Consider the following 23,188-nt stretch of genomic DNA (forward strand, 5'->3'; position numbering starts at 1 on the left):
AGCAAAAAGTGGGTTTACATCCCGAACATGCCCATGACGGATTGGATGGCGCCGCGTGCGACGAGCGCGACGCCGAGGAGGATGGCGGTGAGGCCGGCGGCGACGACGGGTGCTTTCCACGCGACGACGGCGACGCCGGCGACGACGAGGAGGATACCGAGGACGCCGGAGAGTCCTATCTTGTCGAGCATGCGTGATTCGAGAGCGACGGGTAGTGTAAGCGTACTGGTCGCGTGCCGGAGTTAGCCGTCGCGTGAGTCGGTGGGGTTTAAACGGCTCGCTGTCCAACCGCGTCGTATGGCTGACGACGACAGCGGACGCAAGAACCTCCGAATGCCCGACGACGACGAGGTGTTCGCGGAGGTCACGAACATGCTCGGCGCGAATCGCGTGAAGGTGCGATGCGCGGACGGGACGGAGCGGACTGCACGCATTCCCGGTCGGATGCAGAAACGCATCTGGATTCGGGAGGGCGACGTCGTCCTCGTGGAGCCGTGGGACTGGCAGGACGAGAAGGCGGACGTGGTGTGGCGCTACGAGAAGGCCGACGCGGACCAGCTCCGCGAGGAAGGGCACATCGAATGACGGTGGTGCGGCGGTGACCGACGAGTTCGGTCTCGCCGAGGAGCGGGAGGGCGCGCCGGGCGACGAGTTCGAGGAAATCGACGTCTCGGACACGGAGGCCGACCGCATCGCGCGCCGGCAGGACCGCGAGTTCGCGGAGTTCCGGAAGCGCCTGAAGGACACCGAGCAGTTCAAACTGGACGACGGCGCGTTCGACGACGCGACGTACGCGGCCGTCTACAAACTCGTACAGGACGAGCACGTGGGCGCGATGGGCGGCCCGATTTCGACGGGGAAGGAGGCGAACGTCTACGAGGCCCACGACGCGGAGGGCGGGGACGTGGCGGTGAAGGTGTACCGCATCAACGCGTCGAACTTCAAGCAGATGCGGGAGTACCTCGAAGGAGACCCGCGCTTCGAGGGGATTCGCGGCGACAAGAAGGCGGTCGTGTTGTCGTGGACGCGCAAGGAGTTCTCGAACCTCCAGCGCGCGGCGGCGGCGGGCGTTCGCGTCCCGCACCCCATCGCGGTCCAGCGGAACGTGCTCGTGATGGAACTCATCGGGCAGGAGGGGGACGCCGCGCCGACGCTCAGCGACGTGAACGTGGAGAACCCGGAGACCGCCTACGAGGTGGTGCGGGAGTACGTGCGTCGCCTGTACGCCGCGGGCCTCGTACACGGCGACCTCTCGGAGTACAACATCGTCGTCTACGACGGCGAACTCGTCGTCATCGACGTGGGGCAGGCGGTGACGATTCACCACCCGAACAGCGACGACCTGCTGCGACGGGACTGCCGGAACGTCGCGAACTTCTTCGCGCGACAGGGCGCCGACGCCGACCCGGACGAACTGTACGACTACGTCACGTCGAACGCCGACCCCCACACCGAGGGCGACGCGCAACGCGAGAACGGCGACGGCGAGGATGACGGGACCGACGACGCAGACGCAGACCCCGGAGCCTGACGGCGATACGCATTTCTCGGTCGGCGTCGTCTCGGCGACCATGAGCGACGAGACGTCGGTGACTGCGGAGCGACAGTCGCCGGAGGCGGCGTTCGGACTGCTGTCGAGTGACCTCCGCGTGGCGATACTTCGGGCGCTCGGCGACGCCGACGGCGCGCTCTCGTTCTCGGAACTGCGGGAGCGCGTCGAGGTGGTGGATTCGGGGAAGTTCAACTACCACCTCGGGAAACTCGCCGGTCACTTCGTCACGCAGACCGGGGGCGGCTACGAGTTGTCGCTGGCGGGCCGGCAGGTGTACGGCGCGATTCTCTCCGGCAGGTACACGGCGGACGCCACCGTCGACCCGTTCGCGTTCGACGGGCCGTGTCCGCTCTGCGGGCACGCGGACCTCGTGGCGGAGTACGTCGACGAGCGCGCACGGCTCTACTGCCCGGAGTGTGAGGTGTGGCGAAACGAGTTCTCGTTCCCGCCGGCGAGCCTCGACCAGTTCGACCGCGAGGCGCTGCCGGCAGCGTTCGACCGGTGGATGCGCGCGACGGTGGCGAGGATTCTGCAGGGGTTCTGTGCGAACTGCGGCGGGCGCGTCGACGGGCGCCTCGAACCCGACGACGGCGACTCGCCGATGTCGCTGTCCGCGGTGTTCGACTGCGAACGCTGTGGGGACGAACTGCAGTCCGCGCCGATGCTCCCCGTCATCTTCCACCCCGTGGCAATCGGGTTCTTCGAGGCCCACGGCGTGGACGTGTTCGCGGACCCGTCGTGGCGCTTTTTCGACGCCGGGGACGACGTCGACGTGACCGAGACCGAGGACGGCGGAGCGCGCGTCCGGTTGGTGGTCGACGGCGACGAACTGACGGCGACCGTCGAGGCGGACGTCTCCGTCACCGACGTCGCAGTCGCCGACTGAGCACCGAAACCGTTTTTGCTGACGTTCCCCGATTCGGGAGTATGCAGTCCGCTCTCCGCGGTTGGCGCTGGCGCGCTCGGAGAGCGGACAGTCTCGCCGCCGCGGCCTGACGGGCGTCACCCGCTCAGGTCGGGCGCGTTGCTCCCTCCGTTCTTCTCGCGTATCGCTTCCGACCAGCCACACACATCCACAGCCATGACAGACGACGACGTGACGCCGTACGCCGTCGCGGGCGACGTAGATTACGAGAAACTGCTCGCTCGCTTCGGCGCGGACGAACTGACCGACGACCAACGACGGCGCTTCCCCGACCACCCGCTGGTGCGTCGTGGCCTGTTTTACGCGGGCCGCGGCGTGAGTGACTTCCTCGACGCCGAGGAGCAGTCCATCGTGACCGGCATCGGGCCGTCGGGGCCGATGCACCTCGGGCACGCGATGGTGTTCTACTTCGCGAAGCGCCTGCAGGACGAACTCGGCGCGCGGGTGTACGTCCCGCTGTCGGACGACGAGAAGTACTGGTTCAAGGACCAGACCGCCGCGGAGACGGGCGAGTACCTCCGGGAGAACCTGCGAGACTTGCTCGCCGTCGGCTTCGACCCCGAACTGACGCGGTTCGTCGTGGACACGAGAGACGCCGACGTGGTGTACCCGCTGGCGACGGCGTTCGGGAAGGAGGTGACCCACTCGACGCTGGAGAACGTCTACGGGACGCCGGAGAACGTCGGGCAGGCGTTCTACCCGGCGGTCCAGACGGCCCACCTCCTGCTCCCACAACTGGTACACGGCGAGCACGAGACGCTGGTGCCAATCGCGGTGGACCAGGACCCGCACGTCCGGGTGAGTCGGGACGTGGCAGCGAAGGCGCGGTATCCGGTCGGGAAGCCGGGCGCGCTGTTGATGCAGTTCCTGCCGTCGCTGGGCGGGCCGGGGAAGATGAGCAGTTCCGAGGGCGTCTCGATTCGGCTGACCGACGACGCCGACACCGTCCGGGAGAAGATTCGCAAGCACGCGTTCACGGGCGGACAGTCGAGCGTCGAAGAACACCGCGAGCAGGGCGGCGACCCCGAGGTGGACGTGCCGTTCCAGTACCTGTCGGCGTTCTTCGAGTCGGACGACGACGAACTCGCGCGCATCGAGGCCGAGTACCGGGCGGGCGACCTGCTGTCGGGCGAACTCAAGGAAATTGCCGCCGACCGCATCGTGGAGTTCCTCGACGGGCACCAGTCCCGCCGGGACGCGCTCGGACCGGTCGAGGACGAACTCCCGAAGTTCCGGCTGACCGAGGCCGAACGGGAGCGCGCCGTCGACGCAGTCGGGTTCGGCTACTGACGGGGCGGGCGCGCTGTCGCACCGACGCGGCGGAACCCTGAAGCCCCCGGCCCCGCGTCGTTGGGGCATGAGCGACGACGCAGAGGACGCGTTCGCCGCCGTCGCCGACGAACTCCGCGTCCGTATCCTCCGCGAACTCTGGGACGCCGACGACCCCCTCGCCTTCTCCGAGTTGCGCGACCGAGTCGACGTGGCGGACTCCGGGCGCTTCAACTACCACCTCGGGGAGCTACGCGGTCGGTTCGTGGAGCAGCGAGACGAGGGGTACGCGCTCCGGTTCGCGGGCCGCGAACTCGTCGGCGCGCTGTACTCCGGCGTGTTCACGGAAGAGGCGTCGGTCGGCCCGCAGGCGGTGGAGGGCGACTGTCCGCTCTGCGGGAGCGACCTCGAAGCCGTCTACGAGGACGAACAGGCGCGTGTCACGTGTACGAGCGACGACTGCGGCGTCCACGTCGTCTCGGTGGGCATCCCGCCGGCGTTCGTGGACGGCCGCGAGGACGACCTCGCGACGGCCATCGACGGCTACGTGCGCACGATGGCGCGCCAGTTCACCGCGGGGTTCTGTTCGTCGTGTCGCGGCCGGACGACCGGCCGCCTCGAACGCGACGGCGAGCACGGGCCGCGAGCCGTCTACGAGTGCGAGCGCTGTGGCAACCGCTTCCACGGGTTCGTGACGACGGCGGTCCTCGACCACACCGAGGTGCTGTCGTTCTACCGCGACCACGGCCGCGACGCACGCGACGCCCCGATCTGGCAGATGGGGTGGACGACCGACGCGGAGATGGACGGCGACGAGGCGGTTGTCGCGGTCGCCCTCGACGGCGACGAACTGGAACTCAAACTCGACGAGTCGCTTTCCGTGGTCGGCGCGGAGCGCACGTGAACCGTGGACACAGGCGTAAAGAAGGCTTTTACGCGCCCGCCCAGTACGAACACAGCATGAAACACGTGAAGATTCCGCAGGACCGGATCGGCGCGCTCATCGGCGACGGAGGTGAGACGCTCCGCCGAATCGAGCAGGCCGCCGAGGTGGACCTCGACGTGGACTCCCAGAACGGGTCCGTGGCCATCGACCAGGTCGGCGACCCCATCCGCGGGATGCAGGCGCCCGACATCGTGAAGGCCATCGGTCGCGGCTTCAAGCCCGACGAGGCGCTGAGCCTGCTGGACGACGAGATGCGGATGTTCGAGACCATCGACATCGAGCGCGCGGCGCGCAACGACAACGACCTCCGCCGGAAGAAGGGACGGCTCATCGGCGAGGACGGCCGCACGCGGGAACTGATGGAGGAACTGACCGGCGCCACGGTCGTCATCTACGGGTCGACGTTCGGCGTCATCGGCCAGCCCAACGAGGTCGACGTGGCTCGCTCGGCGGCCGAGATGCTGCTCGACGGCGCGCCCCACGGCGCCGTCTACTCGTTCCTCGAGCGCAAGCGCGCCGAGGAACTGAAACAGCAGGGGATGGATTACCACGAGTTCCCGGGCTGACGCGCCGTAATTACTTCTAATTAAAATTTATCAGGCGGGCGGTCGTCGGGAGTCGTATGAGCGACTACACGACGGTCTCCCTGAAAAAGGAGTTCGTCAGCGACGTCGAGGCGTACATCGAGGACGAACCGTTCGGCTCGCCCAAGGAGTTCATCAAACACCTCGTCATCCGCGAGATGGAGTCCGAGGACGGCATCTCCGACGACGAAGCCCGCGACATCGGACAGAAACTGCGCGAACTCGGCTACGTGGAGTGAGTACGATGGCGGACGGCACCGACGAGTCGGCCACAGTCTCGCGTTACGACGCCATCCTCGCAGGCGTCCCCCTGACGACGCTGGTGGCGTACGTCGGCGCAGCCGCCCTGTTCGACGGGCCGCTGCTCGCCCAGTTCGCGGCGCTCGCCGCCGGGAGCGCGGTCGTCGCCGACGGGCTGTTCGTACACTCGCCCCGCGATTCGTAACCCCCGCGTTCGCCCGCCGACGCCCGATACACACATAAACCCTGTTTCGAGACGTCGCTACACTGCGCCTAGACCCCTTCAGCGGCAACCTCTCCAAGCATGCCATTGTCTCGCGCACAAGTTTTAAATAGAATCGCATTCAATCATTCGAGTGACTATGGCGCAGCAGATGGGCAATCAGCCGCTGATCGTACTGTCCGACGACAGTCAGCGCACCTCCGGAAAAGACGCACAGTCCATGAACATCACGGCCGGGAAAGCCGTCGCGGAGTCCGTCCGCACCACACTCGGCCCGAAGGGCATGGACAAGATGCTCGTCGACTCCACCGGCGAGGTCGTCGTCACGAACGACGGCGTCACCATCCTCAAGGAGATGGACATCGAGCACCCGGCGGCCAACATGATCGTCGAGGTCGCCGAGACCCAGGAGACCGAAGTCGGCGACGGCACGACCTCCTCCGTCGTCGTCGCGGGTGAACTCCTCTCCGAGGCCGAGGACCTCCTCGAGCAGGACATCCACGCCACCACGCTCGCGCAGGGGTACCGCCAGGCCGCAGAGCAGGCCAAGGAGTTCCTCGACGACGCCGCCATCGACGTCTCGCCCGACGACACCGAGGAACTCGAGAAGATCGCCGCGACCGCCATGACCGGCAAGGGCGCGGAGAACGCCAAGGACGTCCTCTCGGACCTCGTCGTCAAGGCCGTCCAGTCGGTCGCCGACGACGGCTCCGTCGACACCGACAACATCAAAGTCGAGAAGGTCACCGGCGGCGCCATCGAGAACTCCGAACTCGTCGAAGGCGTCATCGTCGACAAGGAGCGCGTCAGCGAGAACATGCCGTACGCCGTCGAGGACGCGAAGATTGCCCTCGTCGACGACGGCCTCGAAGTCCAGGAGACCGAAATCGACACCGAGGTCAACGTCACCGACCCCGACCAGCTCCAGGAGTTCCTCGACCAGGAAGAAGAGCAGCTCAAGGAGATGGTCGACTCCCTGAAAGCCGCCGGCGCCAACGTCGTCTTCGTCGACGGCGGCATCGACGACATGGCCCAGCACTACCTCGCGAAGGAGGGCATCCTCGCCGTCCGTCGCACGAAGTCCGACGACTTCACCCGTCTGTCCCGCGCCACCGGCGCCACCCCGGTCTCGAACGTCAACGACATCGAAGCCGACGACCTCGGTGACGCCGGCAGCGTCGCCCAGAAGGACATCGGCGGCGACGAGCGCATCTTCGTCGAGGACGTCGAGGAAGCCAAGAGCGTCACGCTCATCCTCCGCGGCGGCACCGAACACGTCGTCGACGAGGTCGAGCGCGCCATCGAGGACTCGCTGGGCGTCGTGCGCGTCACCCTCGAGGACGGCAAAGTCCTCCCCGGCGGCGGTGCGCCCGAGACCGAACTCGCGATGGAACTCCGCGACTTCGCGGACTCCGTCGGCGGCCGCGAACAGCTCGCGGTCGAGGCGTTCGCGGACGCCCTCGAAGTCATCCCGCGTACCCTCGCGGAGAACGCGGGCCACGACCCCATCGACTCCCTCGTCGACCTCCGCAGCCAGCACGACGGCGGCGACAAGGCAGCGGGCCTCGACGCCTACACCGGTGACGTCGTGAACATGGAGGACGACGGCGTCGTCGAACCCCTCCGCGTCAAGACGCAGGCCATCGAGTCCGCCACCGAGGCGGCCGTCATGATTCTGCGCATCGACGACGTCATCGCCGCGGGCGACCTCGCGGGCGGTCAGGTCGGCGACGACGACGGCGACGACGGCCCCGCCGGCGGCCCCGGCGGCATGGGCGGCGGCATGGGCGGCATGGGCGGCATGGGCGGCGCGATGTAAACTCCGCTTAGGAGCACACCCCACCCCCAAACCGCCTCGCACCGCACGCTCACCGACACGCGGCTTTCTTTCGGCGCGACAAGACACTTACCAGCCGCGGCTGTATCGCGGCGTATGCCCTCCCGACGCGACTACCTCGCCGGTGGCGCGGCCGCGCTCGCGGCCGTCGCCGGGTGCGCGGAATCCGGCTCCCCCGCTTCCGAACCGACGTCCGCGGAACCGTCCACGACCGCCGACGCCTCGACGTCGGCGCCGACCCGTCTCTCGTGGGGCGAGACGACGACCGTCCAGGGGACGAGTGTCACGCCCCGGGCTGTCGCCGTGCAGGACTCGGCGTACTACCTGGCGACCCCGGATACGCTCGACGTCCTCTCGTTCGACGACCGGCAGGCCGTCTTTGCCGCCGTCTCGGTGGACGGCGAGTCCCGTCCGGCGCCCGGCGACTTCGCGCTCGACATCGAAGACGCCGTTCCCGGGTGGGTGACGTACGGCGACGTGTCCGGGAGCGAGTTCTGGGAGCGCGCCGCGAGTTACGACCCCGGCGAGAACGGAATCGGTTGGGTCGGCTTCGACGCACCGAAATCCGTCGCCACCGACGACCCGCGACTCCGGGTCCAGTTCGGCGACGAGAGCGGCGCACCCGTCAGTTGGTCGCTCCCCGACTACGCCACTGGCCGGCTCCGGGAACCGCCGAAGTTCGCGTGTGCCGACTTCAGCGCGCCGGAGTCTGTCGCCAGCGACGAGCCCATCGAGGTGTCCGTGCGCGTCAGCAACGAGGGCGCCGGAGTCGGGCGGTTTCGTGGGGCACTGAACGAAGCCGGTCCGGCCTACCGGTTCGAGACGGTCAAAATCGACGTCGGTCCGGGCGAGTCCCGGGAGGTGACCGGCTTCCTCGACACCCACGTCGGGAGTCAGGACGTCGACCGGGTGTCGTTCGCGTTCCGGACGCCGTGTGGTGACTTCGAACGCACGGTCGAAGTCACGGACGCCTAACCCGGAAACGGACGTTCTAAGTGCCGGCGTTGCGAGATTCTCGCGTATGGACACGCTGCTGCTGAACAAGGACGACGTACACGAGAACACGCCGATGGCGGAACTCATCTCGGCCATCGAGGACGCGTTCGCGGCGTACGAGACCGGTGACGCCCAGATGCCCGCGAAGTCCTACATCGACCTGCCGCAGTACAACGGCGACTTCCGGTCGATGCCCGCCTACCTGGACGCCGGCGATTGGGACGCCGCCGGCATCAAGTGGGTGAACGTCCACCCGGACAACCCCGACAACTTCGACCTGCCGACCGTGATGGGGACGATGGTGTACTCGGACCCCGAGAACGCCTATCCGCTCGCCATCATGGACGGCACCGAACTGACGATGAAGCGCACGGGCGCGGCGGCCGCCGTCGCGACCGACCACCTCGCCGTCGAGGACGCGACCTCCTTCGGCGTCGTCGGCGCCGGCGTGCAGGCGTACACGCAACTGGAAGCCATCTCGCAGGTCCGCGACATCGAGGAGGTCGTCGTGAGCGACGTCGACGACGAGGCCGTCGAGGAGTACGTCGACTTCTTCTCCGGGCGCTTCGACGTGCGCGCAGGCTCCATCAGCGAGGCCGGGCACTGCGACGTGCTGTCCACGGTGACGCCCGTCGAGGACCCCATCGTGTCCGCCGACGACCTCGGCGAGCACACGCACGTCAACGCGATGGGCGCCGACGCCGAGGGCAAACACGAAATCGCCGACGAGGTGCTGCTCGACTGCAAACTCGTCATCGACGACCACGCCCAGACCACGCACTCCGGCGAAATCAACGTCCCGTACCACGAGGGTGTCCTCGACGACGACGACATCTACGGCGAAATCGGCGAAATCGTCACCGACGCGAAGGAGGGCCGCACCGCCGACGACGGCGTGAGCGTCTTCGACTCCACGGGCCTCGCGATTCAGGACGTGGCCGCCGCCCACGTCGTCTACGAGCACGCCGACGAACACGACAACGGCTACGAGTTCGACCTGCTCGGCGTCTGAGCCGGCGGCTGTTCTCGCTCGCGTCCCGGCGTCCGCGTGGCGCAACCCCTTATGCCCCCCGCGCCGTAGCCCCGGCAATGACTGCGAGTGGGCGACGCGCCGGAGGCGACCATGTCTAACTCGAACGCGAAGGGGAATCGACGCGAGCGCGAACTCGTGAACGAACTGGACGCGCGCGGATTCGCGGTGATGCGCGCGCCGGCGTCGGGCGCGGCGACGGACCGCGAACTCCCGGACGTGCTCGCGGGCGACGGCGACGTGTTCTACGCCGTCGAGGCGAAGTCCAGCGCCGGCGACCCCATCTACCTCACCGGCGAGGAGGTCGAAGCGCTCGTCTACTTCGCGCAGAACTTCGGCGCGAAACCCCGCATCGGCGTACGCTTCGACCGCGAGGACTGGTACTTCTTCCACCCCGCCGACCTCCACACGACGGACGCCGGGAGTTACCGCGTGAAAAAAGAGAAAGCGCTCGCCGACGGCACGGACATCGAGGAACTCACCGGCGAATCCGAGAAGACCGGTCTCGACGACTACTGACGCACTCGGCGACTACTGTCCCTTCTGCGGTCGGCGGAGCCGACCCCGCGGGAACGAGTAGCGCTTCAATTTCTCGGGTGTCACGTCCTCGGGCGAGACGCCGCGTCCGAGCGGGAACAGGACGTCGACGACCACGTCCCGCGGGTCGTAGTCGCGGTTCGAGTGGTGCTCCGCGACGGTCCAGTCGCGACCCGCGATTTCGACCTCGTCGGCGCGCCGGTCGGTCGTCTCCACGACCACGACGAGTTTCCCGAGTTCGCGGTCCACCACGGTTTCGCCGGGCGCGAGCGTGCAGTCCCCGCAGTACACCGGGTCGGGGTCGGCCTCGGGGACGAAACACAGGTCGCCGCAGGCCGCACAGCCGGCGGCGCGCTCGCCGGGCGCCGGAACGTTCCCCGCGGTGACTTCGAGCGCGACGCGACGCAGGTGCTTGCAGCGCACACCCCGGAACTGGTGGTCGGGGCACGCACACCGCCCGGCGTCCAAGTCGACCTCGTAGACGTTTCCGGGCGCCGTGGCGACCTCGTACCGACTGTCGCCGAGCGCGGAGACGCGCATCGGCTCCTCGCGGGCGCGCCGCGACCGGCCGTCACTCGATGGCGACGCGGCAGGCGTCATACCCTCGATTACGCGCCCGAGACGCCTAAACACCGCCAATCCGAGCGGTTGAAGCACGCTCGGCGCGTAGTTCGATGCCAGCGTCCCCGCCGCCGAGTCGAGCGGTTCGACTGCTGACGGCGGCTTCGAAGCGCTTTTGCGGCGGCCGGCGAAAGCCACGCCCAATGTCAAAAGTGCTCGATACCCGCGTCGAAGCGGGCATCGCGATACTCTCCGCGCTCGTCTTCGTCGGTATCCTCGTCGCCGGCGCGACGATGACTGCGGACAACTTCGGCGAGACGGGTGCGTACGTGGTCGTCACCGCCATCGTCGCGTTCATCCTCGTGATGGCGGGCGTCGGCTACTGGATTTCCACGAAAGAGTAATCAGGCGTCCGCTTCGCGCTCTTCTCGCTCGCGCCAGTCTTCCAAGTCTTCGTCCTCGCCGTCGTCCAGTTTCACCTCGTAGTACGACAGCGGGTGGTTGATGGCGTCACAGAGGTCGTCGGGGTTCGTGCAGTCGCCGTAGGCCTTCATCGTCGCACACGACGGCGCGGTGTACTCGGTGGGACTGGAGTCACCGCGGATGTGGTCGGTCTGGTAGCGCGTCATCTCCTCGCCGAACCCCGGGTTCACCGCGTAGATATCAACGATTTCGTCGGTCGTCAGCCCGATGTTCGCCAAAAAGGAGGTGATGGCGAACCGGGAGTGGTGCGGGAGATGTTCGCCGCGCTGGACCTGGTCTAAGAGGTGTTTCATGCACGGCGGGAACAACTCCGGGACGACGGTGTCGATTTCGCGCGTGAGGTCCATGTCCGCGAGCACGTCGCGGACGGCGGTCGCCGGCGCTTCCAGCGCGTCCGCGATGGCGTCCGGGACGTTCATCGGGAGGTCGTCGGCGACGCGCTCACGGACCGCCTCCCGGAGCAGCGCGTCGAGTTCGGACTCGCTGACCGGGACGCGCCCGTCGTCGAGCGCGCGGTTGACGAGCCGCCACTCGTCGCCGCGCAGCGACGACGACAGCAGGAGGTACGTCGGCACGGCCACGTCGTAGCCCTCGCTGGTGGCGTGGACGTGACTCGTCAGGTCGAACTCGCGGAGCAGGTCGGCCCGCGAGAGGCTGCCGTCGTCGCCGACGCTCTTGAGTTCCGACTCGTCGGTCTCGTCGGCGGTGAACCGCTCGTGGGCCGCCTTCGCCTCGGCCTCGGCGTACTTCCGCACGAGCACGTTCTCGTCCACGACAGAGACGAGCACCCGGGCCACCGGATAGGAGAGCAGTTCGACGCGATTGCTGACGTTGCTCCCCTGCTCGCCAATCGCGCCGTCCGTGAGCGCGCCGACGACGCGCTCTCGGGCGCGCTCCACGACGGCGTCGTCCTCGTCGACGACGCGAGCGAGGTCGACACCCGCCTCTTGGACGGCGGCGCGAGCGTCTCCGAGGAACGGGTAGCGGGCGTGGCGCGCGTTCATCGATTCCACCGTAGCGAGTGGACGCCGATAAACGCCCCGGCTTCCCGACCGAAGCGCTATCCCGGCTGGCCGTCCACGGTAGGGGTATGCTCGCTCGCGGTTCGTGGAAGTTCAAGTACCTCCTCCCGCCCGCCGTCGTCGGCGCCGCGCTGCTCGCCATTTCGTCGCTGTGGGGCGTCCTCGGGTTCGCGCTCGCCGGGTTCGTCGCGTGGTTCCACCGAGACCCCGAACGCTCGCCGCCCCCGGAGTGGGGCGCCGTCTCGCCGGCCGACGGCAAGGTTTCGGTGATTCGCGAGGAGGGCGACCGAGTGCGCGTGGGCGTGTTCATGAACGTCCACAACGTCCACGTCAACCGCGCACCGCTCGACGGCACCGTCGAGGACGTGACCCACGAGCCGGGCGGTCACCGCCCCGCGTTCGACAAGGAGTCCGAGCACAACGAGCGCGTCCACGTCGACTGCGGCGACTACGAGGTCGTGCTCATCGCGGGGGCGTTCGCGCGTCGCATCCATCCCTACGTCGAGGCGGGCGAGGAACTCGCGCGCGGCGACCGCATCGGCCACATCTCCTTCGGGAGTCGCGTGGACCTCGTGCTCCCCGAGCGGTACGACCGCGAGGACGTGCTCGTCGAAGACGGCGAGACGGTGCAGGCGGGCGAGACGGTGCTCGCGCGCCGGCAGCGCACCGAGGGCGACCCGGACGTGGCCCTCGACGGCGGCGCCGAGTGATTTTTACGGCGACTTGCGGGACGTAGACGCATGAGCGACCTCCACGACCGAGTCGCCGACGAGATGGCCGCGCACCTCGACGGCGACGCGTCCGGTCACGACATGCACCACGCGTGGCGCGTCCACCGCCTCGGCACCCGAATCGCCCGCGAGGAAGGCGCAGACGAGCGCGTCGTCGGCGCCGCGGCGCTCGTCCACGACCTCCACCGCGTGCGCGGCGACGGCTTCACGCACCCCGAGGAGACGCTGTCGGAGGTGCGGGACATCCTCGCCGAGGCAGACGCCCCGGAAGGAATCGTCGACCCGGTGTGTCACTGCGTCGCCGTCCACGAGGAGTACGGCTTCGAGGACGACCCCGCGAACGCCGAGACCGTCGAGGCCGAAGTCCTGCAGGACGCAGACAACCTCGACGCAATCGGCGCCGTCGGCGTCGCTCGCGCGTTCCAGTTCGGCGGCGCCCACGACAACCTCATGTGGGCACCGGACCGGCCGCTCCCCGGCGACGAGGACGCCTACGAGAAGGACGCGGGCATCGACGACGACGCGCCCGGCAGCACGTACCACCACTTCCACTCGAAACTGCTCCGCCTCCACGAGAACATGAACACGGAAGCCGGGAGGGAAATCGCGGCCGAGCGCCACGCCTTCCTCGAGGAGTTCGCCGAGCGTTTCGAGAGCGAGTGGTACGGCGAAGCGTAGGTACCAGCGGCTGTTACGGCCGAGAGAGTCGAGCAGGCGGCGCGTTCCTCGACAGGCCGGTGTGCCGCGCTCCCGCCTCGACCGGACCTGCCCACGGGCTACGTCACGCGACCGGTTGGTCCCGGCCTGCTACTTGAACCTACGCAGCCGATGGGAAGAGCATCCGCGAGCGAGAGGCTCGGAGAGCCCGAGCGAAGCGGTTCACTCCGCGAACGAACGCAGTGAGTGAGCGGAGGCCGACGACTGACCACCACGCCCGAAGGGCGTGACGGGAAGGAGGAGTGCTTTTAGCGTAGCTTTTGCCAGCGAGGAAGCGAAGCGACCGAGCGCAGCAAAAGGTACCTAGTCGGACTGAATCCGCGGCGCGAGCATGTAGGTGACGTGGCCCTGGGCTTCCGCGATGTCGAAGTGAATCTTGACGGGGTACTCGTCGCCGAGTTCGAGTTCGACCTCTGCGTCCTTCGGGATGGCCTTGTTCATGTCCTTGAGGTAGTCGAGGCTGAACAGGCTGTGGGCGTTCCCGGCGTCGAGGTCGATGAGGTCGTCGCGGTCGAGTTCGAGGTGGACGTCGTCGGTGTCGCCCTCCGCGTCGACGTAGAACTGTTCGTCGGCGGTGTCGACGCCGAGTGCGATGTGGTCGGAGACCATGTCGGCGGCGGTGACGGCGCGGTCGATGTCGGCGCCCTCGATGACGACGTGCGCGGCGAGGTCGAGGTCCGGGATGTCGGGTTCCTGGCGGATGGAGTCCGGGTCGATGAGCGCGAGCGTGTACTCGAGGCCGTCGATTTGGATGTGGAGCTTGCGGGTCTCCTCGTCGAGTTCGAGTTGGACGAGCTGGCCGGCGTCGGCCATCCCGGCGATGTCTTCGAGTCGGGAGAGGTTGACGCCGATGACGCCGCCGTCGGCTTCGTAGGATTCGAACGCGGCGGCACCCAAGTCGAGGTCGACCATGCCGACGTTCGCGGGGTCGACGGCGCGGATGGAGAGGCCGTCTTCGTCGAGGTGGATCTTACACTCGTCCACCAGCACGCTCACGGAGTCGAGCGTGTCCCGGAGCGTGTCGGCGCTCACGATCGCCTTGAACATTATTGGCAGTCGCTACGCAAGCCGCCCGTAAAAAGGCCCCGACACGGGCGCGCGCGTGAGAGGGGCCGCGCCCTACGTCGGAATGACGTTCGTGACGCCGAGAGTTTCCAGGCCGAGCCAGACGACGAACGTGGCGTAGAGCGCGAGGAGGGTGTAGGCTTCGCGGTCGGTGAGTTCGAGGTCGGTTCGGGTGACGGTGAACAGGACGATGGTGGCGGCGACGAGGACGGCCATCATCGGTGCGGCGAACTCGAAGTCGACGACGGTGCTGCCGGCGACGAGGACGCCCGCTGGCACGGCGATGAGGAGGTCAAAGACGTTGCTCCCGAGGACGTTCGCGAGGCTGGTCTCGCTGTTGTCGTCGCGGGCAGCGCGGACGCTGACGACGGTGTCGGGGAGGCTGGTGCCGGCGGCGACGACGGTGAGCCCCCAGAGGAACGCGGGGGTGCCGAGGGCGTCACCGAGCGTGAGCGCGGCCTGCACGAGCGCTTCGACGCCGACGAGGATGATTGCGAGGCTGCCGGCGAGGACCGCCCACTCGCGGGCGACGCTCCCGGTGGGGGCCTCTGTGCCGGCGCGGTGGTCGGCGGTGTCCTGGTACTGGACGAAGAGGTAGAGCCCGTAGAGCGCGACGGGGATGAGCGCGAGGGGGCGCGTAATCGTCCCGGAGAGCCCCGTGGTGGGGTTGTAGATGACGGCGAACGCGAACGTGAGCAGGAGGACGGCGACCGACAGCATGTAGAACTGGGCTTCCTTGTAGACGAGGTCGCGGTTCGAGTCGAGGGGGCCGTCGGCGGCGAGCGCGGACGCCGCGGGGATGACGAGGATGTTGAAGATGGCGGACCCGACGATGGCGCCGACGCCGAGCGCGAAGTCGCCGTGGAGGTAGGTGGCGAGGACGGCACTGGAGAGTTCGGGGAAACTGGAGCCGACGGCGGCGATGACCGCGCCCTGCACGACTGGCGGGAGGTGGTAGTGGGTGGCGAGGTCGTCCGCCGACTGTTCGAGTTTGGAGCCGCCGACCCAGACGACGGCGGTGGCGACTGCGGCGACCGCGAGCGCGCCGGCGACGCGGAGCATACCGCTGGCGACGAACGGGCCGAGGAAACGGTTTGCGGTTCCGTTAACGCGATTTAATCGGGGTTAATTCGGCGCGTGAGCCCGGAAATCCGCCTTTAGGGGTTGGCCCTTTTAGGTGGGTAGCGTGCTTGGCCCCGAGTGCAATGAGCCGAACCGTTCCGACGCTGCTGGTGGCCGGTCTGGTGTTGCTCGCCGGGTGCGCCGGGAGCATCGCGGGGCCGGGCGCCGGCGGTTCGCAGTCGGCCGACAGTGGTACAGTACAGTTCTACGTGAGCGACCAGCCGAACGCCATCGACAACTTCGAACACCTGAACGTGACCATCACGTCGGTCGGGTTCGCGCAGGCCGACGCGGACGCCGAGGCGAACGGCACCGCGTCCGGCGAGGTGAACGAGACGACGGAGATGGACGACGCGGACGCGAACGAGACGGAGACGAACGAGACGGAGACCGAGGAGACGACCGAGGTCGAGGAGTCCGAGGGCGATTCGGGCGCTGACGACTCGGACTCCGACACGGACTCCGAGAATGAGTCCTCGTGGGTCGAGCGCGACGTCGACGAGCGCACCGTCGACCTGACGGAACTCCGCGGCGCGAACGCCACGCAACTCGGGAACATCAGCGTGCCCGAGGGCGAGTACGAGAAGGTGTTCGTGTACGTGGGCGAGGTCAACGGGACGCTGAAGTCCGGCGAGCAGGTGAACGTGAAACTGCCGTCCCAGAAGCTCCACCTGAACAAGGACTTCGAGGTCGACAGCGAGAGCGAGGTCGACTTCGTGTTCGACATCACGGTCTTCGAGGCCGGCAACTCCGGGAAGTACATCCTGAAGCCGGTCGCCAGCGAGTCCGGGACGGACGTCCCCATCGTGGACGTCGACGACGAGGGTGAGGGCGACGCCGAGGCCGAACTCGACGTGTCCGTGCTCGGAAACGTCACCGCCGGCGAGAACGCGACCGTGAAGGTCACGCAGGACGGCGAAGCCGTGGCGAACGCCACCGCGAACGTCGAAGTCGGTGACGAGGAGGTCACCGTGACGACGGACGCGAACGGCACGGCGACCGTGCAGGTGCCGGAGAACGCCGAGGAGTTCGAACTCGAGATCGAGACCGGTGAGGACAGCCAGTACGGCGAGGCCGAAGGCGAGCTCGAACTCGAACTCGGTGACGGCGACGACGGCAGCGACGACAGCGACGAGGAAGACGAGACGGAGAACCGGAACGCCACCGCGGACCTTGCAGTGACCCTGGAGGGGTCGTTCGCGGCGAGCGAGAACGTCACCGTGTTCGCGACGGACGGTGACGGCGAGGCCGTCGCGGACGCCGAGGTGCGCGTCGACGGCGAGGTCGTCGGCGAGACGAACGCGGACGGCGAACTGACGTTCACCGTGCCCGCGGACGTGAGCACCGACGCCGAGGTGACCGTCGAGGGCAACGGCACGACCGTGACCGTCGACGCGTCGACGGTCGCGGCGGCGAACTAGACGCTCCACTGACGGCCGCGCTCGCGGCCGGTACGGCGGCTCTCTTCTCTGAATCGGCGGGCGACTGAACGCTTATTCCGGTCGCCGGCCTACGCCTTCGTATGCGCACTGTTACCAAACTCGCGGCCGGGGCCGTGGGGCTCGCGGTCGCCGCGGGCGTCGCGTTCGCCACGTACAACTCCCGGCACACCGACCGCGTGGCCTACGAGCCGGTGCTGTCGCTGGACGGCGTGGAACTGCGTCGGTATCCCGCGTCGGTGCTCGTCGAGACGACGGCGCCCACGTCCCGGGAGGCGTTCTCGCGGCTGTTCGCGTACATCTCCGGCGAGAACGAGGGCGAGCGCGAGGTCGAGATGACGGCGCCAGTCCGCACCGAGGGGGCCGAGGTGTCGATGACGGCGCCGGTGCGCGTGCGTCGCGGCAATCGCGTCCCGATGACCGCGCCCGTCCGCACCGACGAGACGGACGGCGACGTGACGATGGCGTTCTACCTGCCCGCCGAGTACGGCCCGGAGACAGCCCCAGTGCCGACGAATCCGAAGGTCGAGCTCGTGACCGAGGCGCCCCGCACGCTCGCCGTGCGGACGTTCTCGTGGTGGCCGACCGACGGCCGCGTCGCCGAACAGGAGCGACGCCTGCTGGCGACGCTGGACGACCACGGCGTCGAGCCGACGGGAGAACCGTTCTTCCTCGGGTACGATGCGCCCGGCACGCTCCCGTTCCTCCGCACGAACGAGGTGGCGGTGCCCGTGCGGGAGGACTGAGTTCGGGGCGCTCGGCATCCAGACGCCGATTTCGGGCGGGGAGCGACGGGATTTTCAGTTCTCGCGCCCTCGCTTCGGGTAACTGACCATGGGGAACCGCAAGGACCACTACTACAACAAGTCCAAGCAGGAGGGGTACCGCTCGCGGGCGGCGTACAAACTCAAGCAGATAGACCGCGAGTTCGGCGTGCTGTTCGGCGGCGCGACGGTCGTCGACCTCGGCGCGGCGCCGGGCGGGTGGCTGCAGGTCGCCGCCGAGGAGGTCGGCGCGCGCGGGAAGGTCGTCGGCGTCGACTTCCAGAACATCAGCGACTTCGAGACGGAGGCGGGCGTGACGACGATTCGCGGCGACATGACCGAGGAGGAAACCCGAGAGCGCATCCGGGACGCCGCGAACGGCGTGGACGTGGTCGTCTCCGACATGGCGCCGAACATGACCGGCGAGTACAACCTCGACCACGCGCGCTCCGTCCACCTCGCGCGACAGGCGCTGGACACGGCCCGCGAGGTGCTCGTGGACGGCGGGCACTTCGTCGTGAAGGTCTTCGACGGGCAGGACTTCGAGGGCTTCCTCGCGGACGTGGAAGACGAGTTCGCGTTCGCGCGGACGTACACGCCGGACGCCTCCCGCGATTCGTCTTCGGAGGTGTACGTCGTCGCGAAGAACCGCGTGGACGCGCCGGTCGCCGAGGGCGACACCCTCGACGTGGAAATCACCGACGAGGGCGACGAGGGCGACGGCATCGCCAAAGTCGAGGGGTACACGCTGTTCGTCGGCGACGCGGACGCCGGCGAGACGGTCGAAGTTGAAGTGACTGACGTGAAGCCGAACTACGGCTTCGCGGAGCGCCGCGACTAGTCGCTCGCGGGGTTCGGTGCGGCGAGCCCGCGGTCGCGGAACGCGCCCACGACGCCGTAGACGAACGGCGTGTCGAGGACGGCGATGAGGAGTTTGAGGACGTACTGGCCGACGAGCAGGCCGAGAATCTGGTCGAGGGAGTTCGCGGTGCCGACGCCGAAGAACGTGGGCGCCGCCCAGAACGCGACGGTGATGAAGATGACCGTGTCGATGGCCTGGCTGGTCGCCGTGGAGCCGACGTTGCGGAGCCAGAGGTAGGCGCCGTCGGTGCGCTCGCGGAGCGCGTGGAACGCGAGCACGTCCCAGTTCTGGCTGACGACGTACGCGAGCAGGCTGCCGACCACGACGTTCGCCGACGACCACAGCACCCGCGAGAACTGCTCCTGGCCGACCGGGGAGAACGGCGCGACGGGCGCCTCGATGGTGGTGTAGACCAGCCCGAGCATCACGAGCGTCATCGCGAACCCGACGTTCACCATCACCTGCGCGGCCCGGCGGCCGTACAGTTCGGAGTAACAGTCCGACGCGAAGAACGTCAGCGCGTACGCCAGCGCGGCGCCCGGCATCACGAGCGCGCTCCCGGTGTGCGGGAGACTCAGGCCGAAGGGCAACTGGAACATGAGAATCTTCGACGCCGTGAGTTGGGCAGTGACCAGAGAGGTGACGAACAGGCCGACGAGGACGACGCGGCCGGCCGCGAGGCGGTCCTCACTCGTCATCGTCGAGGCGGCCCTGTCGGCCGTCGATGTCGTCGAGCACGTCGAGTGTTTTCCGGATGGACGCGCGGATGGCGTCGCTTCGGTTCACGAACTTCCCGTCGTCGCCGACGTGGTCGTCCAAGTCCTCGAGGAGTTCCTCGGGAACTTCGACGCTTATCTTGGGCATAACTCACTCACCTTCTTGAGACTCTATTATCCTTATCCGGTGGACTGTATCACACTCTCGCAGTCGAAGTGCTCGCATAGTATTCTCTTAAGAATATTCAGAGCACTCAACTTAAAAGACACCGTTCGTCGGCTGTACATCACAACAGTAGATTCAATTCAAGACCCCATGAATTATTTCCATCCACTACCATTCAAAAAGAGAGTATCTAATCATTTTAGAAGCGTGTCAGAAGGTTTCGATCTCAGCCTGGAGAGACTCAAACGCCATCTCTGCATCTTTCTTACTGCGACCGCCGGTGATGACCACTTTCCCGCTCGCAAAGATGAGAAGGACACAGTTGGTGTATTCAGGTCGGTAGACCAGACCGGGGAACTGCTCGGGTTCGTACTCTGTATCCTCGAACCCAAGTCGGACAACCATCGCATTGAGGTCAATGTCTTGGTCAAGGTTCCCGACACAGACGACGTTGCGGATGGCGAAGTTGGGATCGTTGATGTCTTCGATGAGACTGAGGTCTACCAAGATAGACAGTAGATGGTCCCGCGCCTCCTCGATATCTTCTATTGACTCGCCACCTCGAATCGCGTAGGTCCCTGTTCGGTAGACGAGAATTAACGAGTTGCCTGTCCGCATCTGTATAGTCGGCGGCGCAGGTCGGTGGCTATCATCGTATTCAGCCAGAGGAATGTCTGCAGCGAGTTCCTGTAGGTCAATTTCGATGCCCAAATCGCCAGATCCCACGACGTTAACGATCTCGACCATCCTAATGTTTCGTAGAGGAAGATATATCCGACCACTCTTAATGCGATATGGTATGGTCGGTCTTGGTCAAGTTGATCTTAAAACATTGTTGTCCGACGAGGAGATCGTCGGGCAGTTGCACGACGCCGGACGGACTCGTGATTACTCCCAAGAGTATACGGTAACGGAGACCGCAAGTGGAAGGCTCCGAGTAAAGGGAGGGAACAAAGCAGTCGAATTCGACCGATACCACGAACTCGACCCCTCACTATTGATTTTCCTCGGGTTGTATGGAGGCGACGGTGACAAGACCGGATCCGTCGGATTCGGTCAGAAGAGCATCGACATCATGGAGCACGCCTACGACGAGATGGTCGAGTTCTTCGGTCACGAGTTCGACGTCACCTACCACATCACCGAAGATAGCCTGTTCTTCGAATCGGACGAGATGCAGGCCGAGCTGGAGGCGATGGACCACGACGGCGAACCGCTGGAAAAGAAGAAACAGTATCTCATCGACGAGGTGTGGGAGATGCTGGAAGACCGAGGGATGCATGTTGACAGCGTCACTGCCACTGTTAGCGACGTAAAAGGGGCTCGTAAGGCAGGACAGTCCAGCCGCGAGGATCTTATCGACCTCCGTGGCTCTAAGCCATTTCTTCCTATCATCCTCAAACTGATAGAAGGCGTCACAGCGACACTCTCAGATGACTTGCAATCGTATCCGAGCGATGATCCTTGGCTCGAATGGAACGACAATCCCTCCGATCTCTCCGCCTACGAAATTAACATCCCTGACTACGTCGAGAATGCCGAGACATGTCAGTACTACACTGGCTCGGGCAAGCTCCGGCAGTACAAAATCGAGAAGAACTACGACGGCGTGACGACGCTCCGGAAGCCCTATGGACAGACATTCGATGTCCACTCGGTAGCCGAGATCGGACCGCATTTCCTGTATATCGCGGGCCTCTATATGGCTGAAGGAGGGACACCGAAGGAGGTCTTAGTTTCCTTCTACGAGGAACCGTCTGATACTAGCCTCTCCATCGAATTCGTTTCGACAGAGAACGAGGAACTAGAAATCCTGATTGATGGCTTCAATTCCGTGTGCGAAGACTTCGACGACTTTCTTAACTACTGGAAGGTGAAGATCGGGAGCCAGTATATGTACGAGACTGGGAACGCCGCCGAGAAGATCGGTGCTCCAGTACTTCGCAGCGGGACGAAGGGACAGGGCAAGTCCCGCTCGTTCGAAGTCGCAGAGGGAATCAAGAAGTGGGGCATCAAGACGTTCCCTGCTCTTGGGGAGATCGAGCAGTTCTTCAGTCACATCGAGCTGACTGGCGCAGGCATTCCACGGTGGCACATTGCCTTCTCCAGTTCGCCAGCAGTCCTCTTCTTCGCGCTAATGAACGATCTCGCATTCTATCCTGAGCGCGTCGAGCACTACGAGGTGAGCAAGGATGAGTAATACATTCGCTCAGCACTTTGGTTTCGACGCAGAGTTCGATCAGTCCGCCTTTGTCGACACGTTTGGCCGAGACAGCCTCGACACCGTAGTCGAGTTCTACCAGGGCGTCGTTGACAGACGGTCGACCGGATGGATCCCACTGCCGGATATGTTCTTCACCATCGGGGCATGCGAGATGCTCGGAGTTGACCACAGCCCCCTCTCAGACCGAGTGCCGTCGTATCTGTCGGAATTGCAGGTCGGTGGCGGCTACTGCCCTGTGCCCGAAGAGAAGATGGAAGGATGGCGAGCGGACCGGGAGCCAGACATCTATTCGACGTATTATGCGGTCAAAACTCTCGGTCTCCTCGGTCGTTCATCTGGAGTGGATGTCGACACCTTCGTCGCTTCCCAGCAGGACGACGGATACATCTATAACGAGGAGTGGTCGAACACCATTCCCGAGTACCGATTCGACTCAGAGCTCCGCCAGCAGGTTCTATTGGGGCTCCTCCTGACCGACAATGTCGACACGGATCCAATCGTGGCCGAACTCGACGAGAACGAGTTCCTCACGCCCATCTACTACTCGTGGCGGATTCGGAAGCACCTCGATATCGATCCGGCACTCACCGATGAAGAAGCCGAGCGACTTGGTGACCTACAGAAGGACGGTGGGTTTCGGGAGTACCGCCTCAGTGACAAGACCGACGAACATGCAGGGAGCGACCACCGAACGTGGCGCGACCAGAACCCACCGCACCTTTTCAGCAGCTTCTATGCCTACCATATCGCCAGCGAGACCGACTCTCGATTCAGCTACGACACTGGTGAGTTCATCGACTTCATCGCTGGGACGGAAGACGAGGAAGGGTTCGGTGTTGACGTCAACGCACGTGAGTTCGAAGCCCCGTTCGGTCGGACGTACACCCCGCTGGAGCATATGATGGTTCTCCTCACGCCCTCACTCGTACAATAGGTATAAACGAAATATGGACAAATCTGGGTGTCATGAGGGAGACCAAGAGGGAGATTCTTCAGCGAATTGGCCAGGAATCTACGTGGGGATACAACTTGGCTGACGAGTTGGACCTCACGCCTCAAACGGTCTACTCCCATCTGGACGACCTGGAGGAAGCGGAATACATCGAGCAGTCTGGTGAGGAGTCAGGTCGGACTATATTTTCTCTGACGGAGAAAGGGAAGTCGGAGATCGAGTAGG

The 23,188-nt window shown here is 65.9% G+C and carries 29 protein-coding genes; 21 read left to right on the plus strand and 8 right to left on the minus strand.

What is annotated here, in order from left to right; all coding sequences use genetic code 11:
- Positions 1-14 precede the first annotated feature (14 nt).
- Positions 15-191: a DUF7470 family protein gene (locus LT972_RS13580; protein ID WP_232570917.1), complete on the minus strand. Its 177-nt coding sequence runs from the start codon at positions 189-191 to the stop codon at positions 15-17.
- Between the two features lie 106 nt (positions 192-297).
- On the opposite strand from LT972_RS13580, the gene eif1A reads away from it, so the two are divergent.
- From eif1A to hjc, 12 genes are all read left to right on the plus strand, one after another.
- On the plus strand, positions 298-585 hold the full coding sequence (gene eif1A, locus LT972_RS13585) for a translation initiation factor eIF-1A (RefSeq protein ID WP_232570918.1): 288 nt from the start codon (positions 298-300) through the stop codon (positions 583-585).
- A 13-nt stretch (positions 586-598) separates the two neighbouring features.
- A complete protein-coding gene (rio1, locus tag LT972_RS13590; protein ID WP_232570919.1) occupies positions 599-1,531 on the plus strand; it encodes a serine/threonine-protein kinase Rio1 in 933 nt (310 codons plus the stop codon).
- A 40-nt stretch (positions 1,532-1,571) separates the two neighbouring features.
- Positions 1,572-2,438, plus strand: coding sequence for a winged helix-turn-helix domain-containing protein (locus tag LT972_RS13595; protein ID WP_232570920.1), 867 nt, complete (start codon positions 1,572-1,574; stop codon positions 2,436-2,438).
- A gap of 195 nt (positions 2,439-2,633) precedes the next feature.
- Positions 2,634-3,767, plus strand: coding sequence for a tryptophan--tRNA ligase (locus tag LT972_RS13600; protein ID WP_232570921.1), 1,134 nt, complete (start codon positions 2,634-2,636; stop codon positions 3,765-3,767).
- Positions 3,768-3,834: 67 nt separating this feature from the next.
- Positions 3,835-4,650, plus strand: coding sequence for an ArsR/SmtB family transcription factor (locus LT972_RS13605; protein ID WP_232570922.1), 816 nt, complete (start codon positions 3,835-3,837; stop codon positions 4,648-4,650).
- Positions 4,651-4,706: 56 nt separating this feature from the next.
- Positions 4,707-5,258 (plus strand): KH domain-containing protein, encoded by a 552-nt coding sequence (locus LT972_RS13610; RefSeq protein WP_232570923.1) that lies wholly within the window; start codon positions 4,707-4,709, stop codon positions 5,256-5,258.
- Between the two features lie 56 nt (positions 5,259-5,314).
- Positions 5,315-5,515 carry a hypothetical protein gene (locus tag LT972_RS13615; protein ID WP_232570924.1) on the plus strand — a complete coding sequence of 67 codons (201 nt, stop codon included), beginning with the start codon at positions 5,315-5,317 and terminating at the stop codon, positions 5,513-5,515.
- Positions 5,516-5,520: 5 nt separating this feature from the next.
- Positions 5,521-5,721 (plus strand): hypothetical protein, encoded by a 201-nt coding sequence (locus LT972_RS13620; protein WP_232570925.1) that lies wholly within the window; start codon positions 5,521-5,523, stop codon positions 5,719-5,721.
- Between the two features lie 157 nt (positions 5,722-5,878).
- Complete coding sequence (gene thsA / locus LT972_RS13625) at positions 5,879-7,558, plus strand: thermosome subunit alpha (protein ID WP_390226326.1); 1,680 nt, start codon at positions 5,879-5,881, stop codon at positions 7,556-7,558.
- A 114-nt stretch (positions 7,559-7,672) separates the two neighbouring features.
- A complete protein-coding gene (locus LT972_RS13630; RefSeq protein ID WP_232570926.1) occupies positions 7,673-8,551 on the plus strand; it encodes a hypothetical protein in 879 nt (292 codons plus the stop codon).
- Between the two features lie 46 nt (positions 8,552-8,597).
- Entirely contained in the window at positions 8,598-9,584 is a 987-nt protein-coding gene (locus LT972_RS13635) for an ornithine cyclodeaminase family protein (protein ID WP_232570927.1), read from the plus strand.
- A gap of 111 nt (positions 9,585-9,695) precedes the next feature.
- Complete coding sequence (gene hjc / locus LT972_RS13640) at positions 9,696-10,121, plus strand: Holliday junction resolvase Hjc (protein ID WP_232570928.1); 426 nt, start codon at positions 9,696-9,698, stop codon at positions 10,119-10,121.
- A gap of 12 nt (positions 10,122-10,133) precedes the next feature.
- On the opposite strand, the gene LT972_RS13645 is transcribed toward hjc, so the two are convergent.
- Entirely contained in the window at positions 10,134-10,739 is a 606-nt protein-coding gene (locus LT972_RS13645; RefSeq protein WP_232570929.1) for an SWIM zinc finger family protein, read from the minus strand.
- 164 nt (positions 10,740-10,903) lie between these two features.
- Here LT972_RS13645 and LT972_RS13650 point away from each other — a divergent pair, with 164 nt between their 5' ends.
- Entirely contained in the window at positions 10,904-11,104 is a 201-nt protein-coding gene (locus LT972_RS13650; protein ID WP_232570930.1) for a DUF7472 family protein, read from the plus strand.
- Here LT972_RS13650 and priL read toward each other — a convergent pair whose 3' ends face one another.
- Complete coding sequence (gene priL / locus LT972_RS13655; protein WP_232570931.1) at positions 11,105-12,187, minus strand: DNA primase regulatory subunit PriL; 1,083 nt, start codon at positions 12,185-12,187, stop codon at positions 11,105-11,107.
- A gap of 86 nt (positions 12,188-12,273) precedes the next feature.
- Here priL and LT972_RS13660 point away from each other — a divergent pair, with 86 nt between their 5' ends.
- Entirely contained in the window at positions 12,274-12,915 is a 642-nt protein-coding gene (locus LT972_RS13660; RefSeq protein ID WP_232570932.1) for a protein sorting system archaetidylserine decarboxylase, read from the plus strand.
- A gap of 30 nt (positions 12,916-12,945) precedes the next feature.
- A complete protein-coding gene (locus LT972_RS13665; protein ID WP_232570933.1) occupies positions 12,946-13,614 on the plus strand; it encodes an HD domain-containing protein in 669 nt (222 codons plus the stop codon).
- 342 nt (positions 13,615-13,956) lie between these two features.
- Here the strand turns inward: LT972_RS13665 and LT972_RS13670 are convergent, their stop codons facing one another.
- Complete coding sequence (locus tag LT972_RS13670; RefSeq protein ID WP_232570934.1) at positions 13,957-14,700, minus strand: DNA polymerase sliding clamp; 744 nt, start codon at positions 14,698-14,700, stop codon at positions 13,957-13,959.
- A 72-nt stretch (positions 14,701-14,772) separates the two neighbouring features.
- Complete coding sequence (locus tag LT972_RS13675) at positions 14,773-15,780, minus strand: sodium:calcium antiporter (RefSeq protein WP_232570935.1); 1,008 nt, start codon at positions 15,778-15,780, stop codon at positions 14,773-14,775.
- A 143-nt stretch (positions 15,781-15,923) separates the two neighbouring features.
- Between LT972_RS13675 and LT972_RS13680 the strand changes: the two genes are divergently transcribed.
- From LT972_RS13680 to LT972_RS13690, 3 genes are all read left to right on the plus strand, one after another.
- On the plus strand, positions 15,924-17,261 hold the full coding sequence (locus tag LT972_RS13680; protein ID WP_232570936.1) for a DUF4382 domain-containing protein: 1,338 nt from the start codon (positions 15,924-15,926) through the stop codon (positions 17,259-17,261).
- A gap of 101 nt (positions 17,262-17,362) precedes the next feature.
- Positions 17,363-18,025 carry an SOUL family heme-binding protein gene (locus tag LT972_RS13685; RefSeq protein WP_232570937.1) on the plus strand — a complete coding sequence of 221 codons (663 nt, stop codon included), beginning with the start codon at positions 17,363-17,365 and terminating at the stop codon, positions 18,023-18,025.
- An 88-nt stretch (positions 18,026-18,113) separates the two neighbouring features.
- Positions 18,114-18,884, plus strand: a complete 771-nt coding sequence (locus LT972_RS13690) for a 23S rRNA (uridine(2552)-2'-O)-methyltransferase (protein WP_232570938.1) — start codon at positions 18,114-18,116, stop codon at positions 18,882-18,884.
- Here the strand turns inward: LT972_RS13690 and LT972_RS13695 are convergent.
- The 3 genes from LT972_RS13695 to LT972_RS13705 all read right to left on the minus strand — a co-directional run bounded on the left by LT972_RS13695 (position 18,881) and on the right by LT972_RS13705 (position 20,534).
- Complete coding sequence (locus LT972_RS13695; protein WP_232570939.1) at positions 18,881-19,603, minus strand: queuosine precursor transporter; 723 nt, start codon at positions 19,601-19,603, stop codon at positions 18,881-18,883. The genes LT972_RS13690 and LT972_RS13695 overlap by 4 nt on opposite strands.
- A complete protein-coding gene (locus LT972_RS13700; protein ID WP_232570940.1) occupies positions 19,593-19,769 on the minus strand; it encodes a ribbon-helix-helix domain-containing protein in 177 nt (58 codons plus the stop codon). Before LT972_RS13700 ends, LT972_RS13695 begins: the two co-directional genes overlap by 11 nt.
- 228 nt (positions 19,770-19,997) lie before the next feature.
- Positions 19,998-20,534 (minus strand): TATA-box-binding protein, encoded by a 537-nt coding sequence (locus tag LT972_RS13705; protein ID WP_232570941.1) that lies wholly within the window; start codon positions 20,532-20,534, stop codon positions 19,998-20,000.
- A 52-nt stretch (positions 20,535-20,586) separates the two neighbouring features.
- Here LT972_RS13705 and LT972_RS13710 point away from each other — a divergent pair, with 52 nt between their 5' ends.
- The 3 genes from LT972_RS13710 to LT972_RS13720 are packed head-to-tail and all read left to right on the plus strand — an operon-like array spanning position 20,587 to position 23,187.
- Entirely contained in the window at positions 20,587-21,987 is a 1,401-nt protein-coding gene (locus LT972_RS13710; protein WP_232570942.1) for a hypothetical protein, read from the plus strand.
- Complete coding sequence (locus LT972_RS13715; RefSeq protein ID WP_232570943.1) at positions 21,980-22,945, plus strand: prenyltransferase/squalene oxidase repeat-containing protein; 966 nt, start codon at positions 21,980-21,982, stop codon at positions 22,943-22,945. The genes LT972_RS13710 and LT972_RS13715 overlap by 8 nt, the downstream gene beginning before the upstream one ends.
- A 32-nt stretch (positions 22,946-22,977) precedes the next feature.
- On the plus strand, positions 22,978-23,187 hold the full coding sequence (locus tag LT972_RS13720) for a helix-turn-helix transcriptional regulator (RefSeq protein ID WP_232570944.1): 210 nt from the start codon (positions 22,978-22,980) through the stop codon (positions 23,185-23,187).
- Position 23,188 lies beyond the last annotated feature (1 nt).

It is taken from the genome of Halobacterium litoreum, from assembly GCF_021233415.1.
Taxonomy (GTDB): domain Archaea; phylum Halobacteriota; class Halobacteria; order Halobacteriales; family Halobacteriaceae; genus Halobacterium; species Halobacterium litoreum.

Coding starts and splice junctions, on each gene's coding strand:
- LT972_RS13650 (WP_232570930.1), top strand. CDS start 10,904: ATGTCAAAAGTGCTCGATACCCGCGTCGAAGCGGGCATCGCGATACTC.
- LT972_RS13605 (WP_232570922.1), top strand. CDS start 3,835: ATGAGCGACGACGCAGAGGACGCGTTCGCCGCCGTCGCCGACGAACTC.
- LT972_RS13710 (WP_232570942.1), top strand. CDS start 20,587: ATGGTCGGTCTTGGTCAAGTTGATCTTAAAACATTGTTGTCCGACGAG.
- LT972_RS13665 (WP_232570933.1), top strand. CDS start 12,946: ATGAGCGACCTCCACGACCGAGTCGCCGACGAGATGGCCGCGCACCTC.
- priL (WP_232570931.1), bottom strand. CDS start 12,187: ATGAACGCGCGCCACGCCCGCTACCCGTTCCTCGGAGACGCTCGCGCC.
- LT972_RS13610 (WP_232570923.1), top strand. CDS start 4,707: ATGAAACACGTGAAGATTCCGCAGGACCGGATCGGCGCGCTCATCGGC.
- LT972_RS13630 (WP_232570926.1), top strand. CDS start 7,673: ATGCCCTCCCGACGCGACTACCTCGCCGGTGGCGCGGCCGCGCTCGCG.
- LT972_RS13700 (WP_232570940.1), bottom strand. CDS start 19,769: ATGCCCAAGATAAGCGTCGAAGTTCCCGAGGAACTCCTCGAGGACTTG.
- LT972_RS13580 (WP_232570917.1), bottom strand. CDS start 191: ATGCTCGACAAGATAGGACTCTCCGGCGTCCTCGGTATCCTCCTCGTC.
- LT972_RS13705 (WP_232570941.1), bottom strand. CDS start 20,534: ATGGTCGAGATCGTTAACGTCGTGGGATCTGGCGATTTGGGCATCGAA.
- LT972_RS13690 (WP_232570938.1), top strand. CDS start 18,114: ATGGGGAACCGCAAGGACCACTACTACAACAAGTCCAAGCAGGAGGGG.
- LT972_RS13715 (WP_232570943.1), top strand. CDS start 21,980: ATGAGTAATACATTCGCTCAGCACTTTGGTTTCGACGCAGAGTTCGAT.
- hjc (WP_232570928.1), top strand. CDS start 9,696: ATGTCTAACTCGAACGCGAAGGGGAATCGACGCGAGCGCGAACTCGTG.
- thsA (WP_390226326.1), top strand. CDS start 5,879: ATGGCGCAGCAGATGGGCAATCAGCCGCTGATCGTACTGTCCGACGAC.
- LT972_RS13645 (WP_232570929.1), bottom strand. CDS start 10,739: ATGACGCCTGCCGCGTCGCCATCGAGTGACGGCCGGTCGCGGCGCGCC.
- LT972_RS13595 (WP_232570920.1), top strand. CDS start 1,572: ATGAGCGACGAGACGTCGGTGACTGCGGAGCGACAGTCGCCGGAGGCG.
- LT972_RS13615 (WP_232570924.1), top strand. CDS start 5,315: ATGAGCGACTACACGACGGTCTCCCTGAAAAAGGAGTTCGTCAGCGAC.
- LT972_RS13660 (WP_232570932.1), top strand. CDS start 12,274: ATGCTCGCTCGCGGTTCGTGGAAGTTCAAGTACCTCCTCCCGCCCGCC.
- LT972_RS13680 (WP_232570936.1), top strand. CDS start 15,924: ATGAGCCGAACCGTTCCGACGCTGCTGGTGGCCGGTCTGGTGTTGCTC.
- LT972_RS13600 (WP_232570921.1), top strand. CDS start 2,634: ATGACAGACGACGACGTGACGCCGTACGCCGTCGCGGGCGACGTAGAT.
- LT972_RS13685 (WP_232570937.1), top strand. CDS start 17,363: ATGCGCACTGTTACCAAACTCGCGGCCGGGGCCGTGGGGCTCGCGGTC.
- LT972_RS13620 (WP_232570925.1), top strand. CDS start 5,521: ATGGCGGACGGCACCGACGAGTCGGCCACAGTCTCGCGTTACGACGCC.
- LT972_RS13720 (WP_232570944.1), top strand. CDS start 22,978: ATGAGGGAGACCAAGAGGGAGATTCTTCAGCGAATTGGCCAGGAATCT.
- LT972_RS13695 (WP_232570939.1), bottom strand. CDS start 19,603: ATGACGAGTGAGGACCGCCTCGCGGCCGGCCGCGTCGTCCTCGTCGGC.
- eif1A (WP_232570918.1), top strand. CDS start 298: ATGGCTGACGACGACAGCGGACGCAAGAACCTCCGAATGCCCGACGAC.
- LT972_RS13670 (WP_232570934.1), bottom strand. CDS start 14,700: ATGTTCAAGGCGATCGTGAGCGCCGACACGCTCCGGGACACGCTCGAC.
- LT972_RS13635 (WP_232570927.1), top strand. CDS start 8,598: ATGGACACGCTGCTGCTGAACAAGGACGACGTACACGAGAACACGCCG.
- LT972_RS13675 (WP_232570935.1), bottom strand. CDS start 15,780: ATGCTCCGCGTCGCCGGCGCGCTCGCGGTCGCCGCAGTCGCCACCGCC.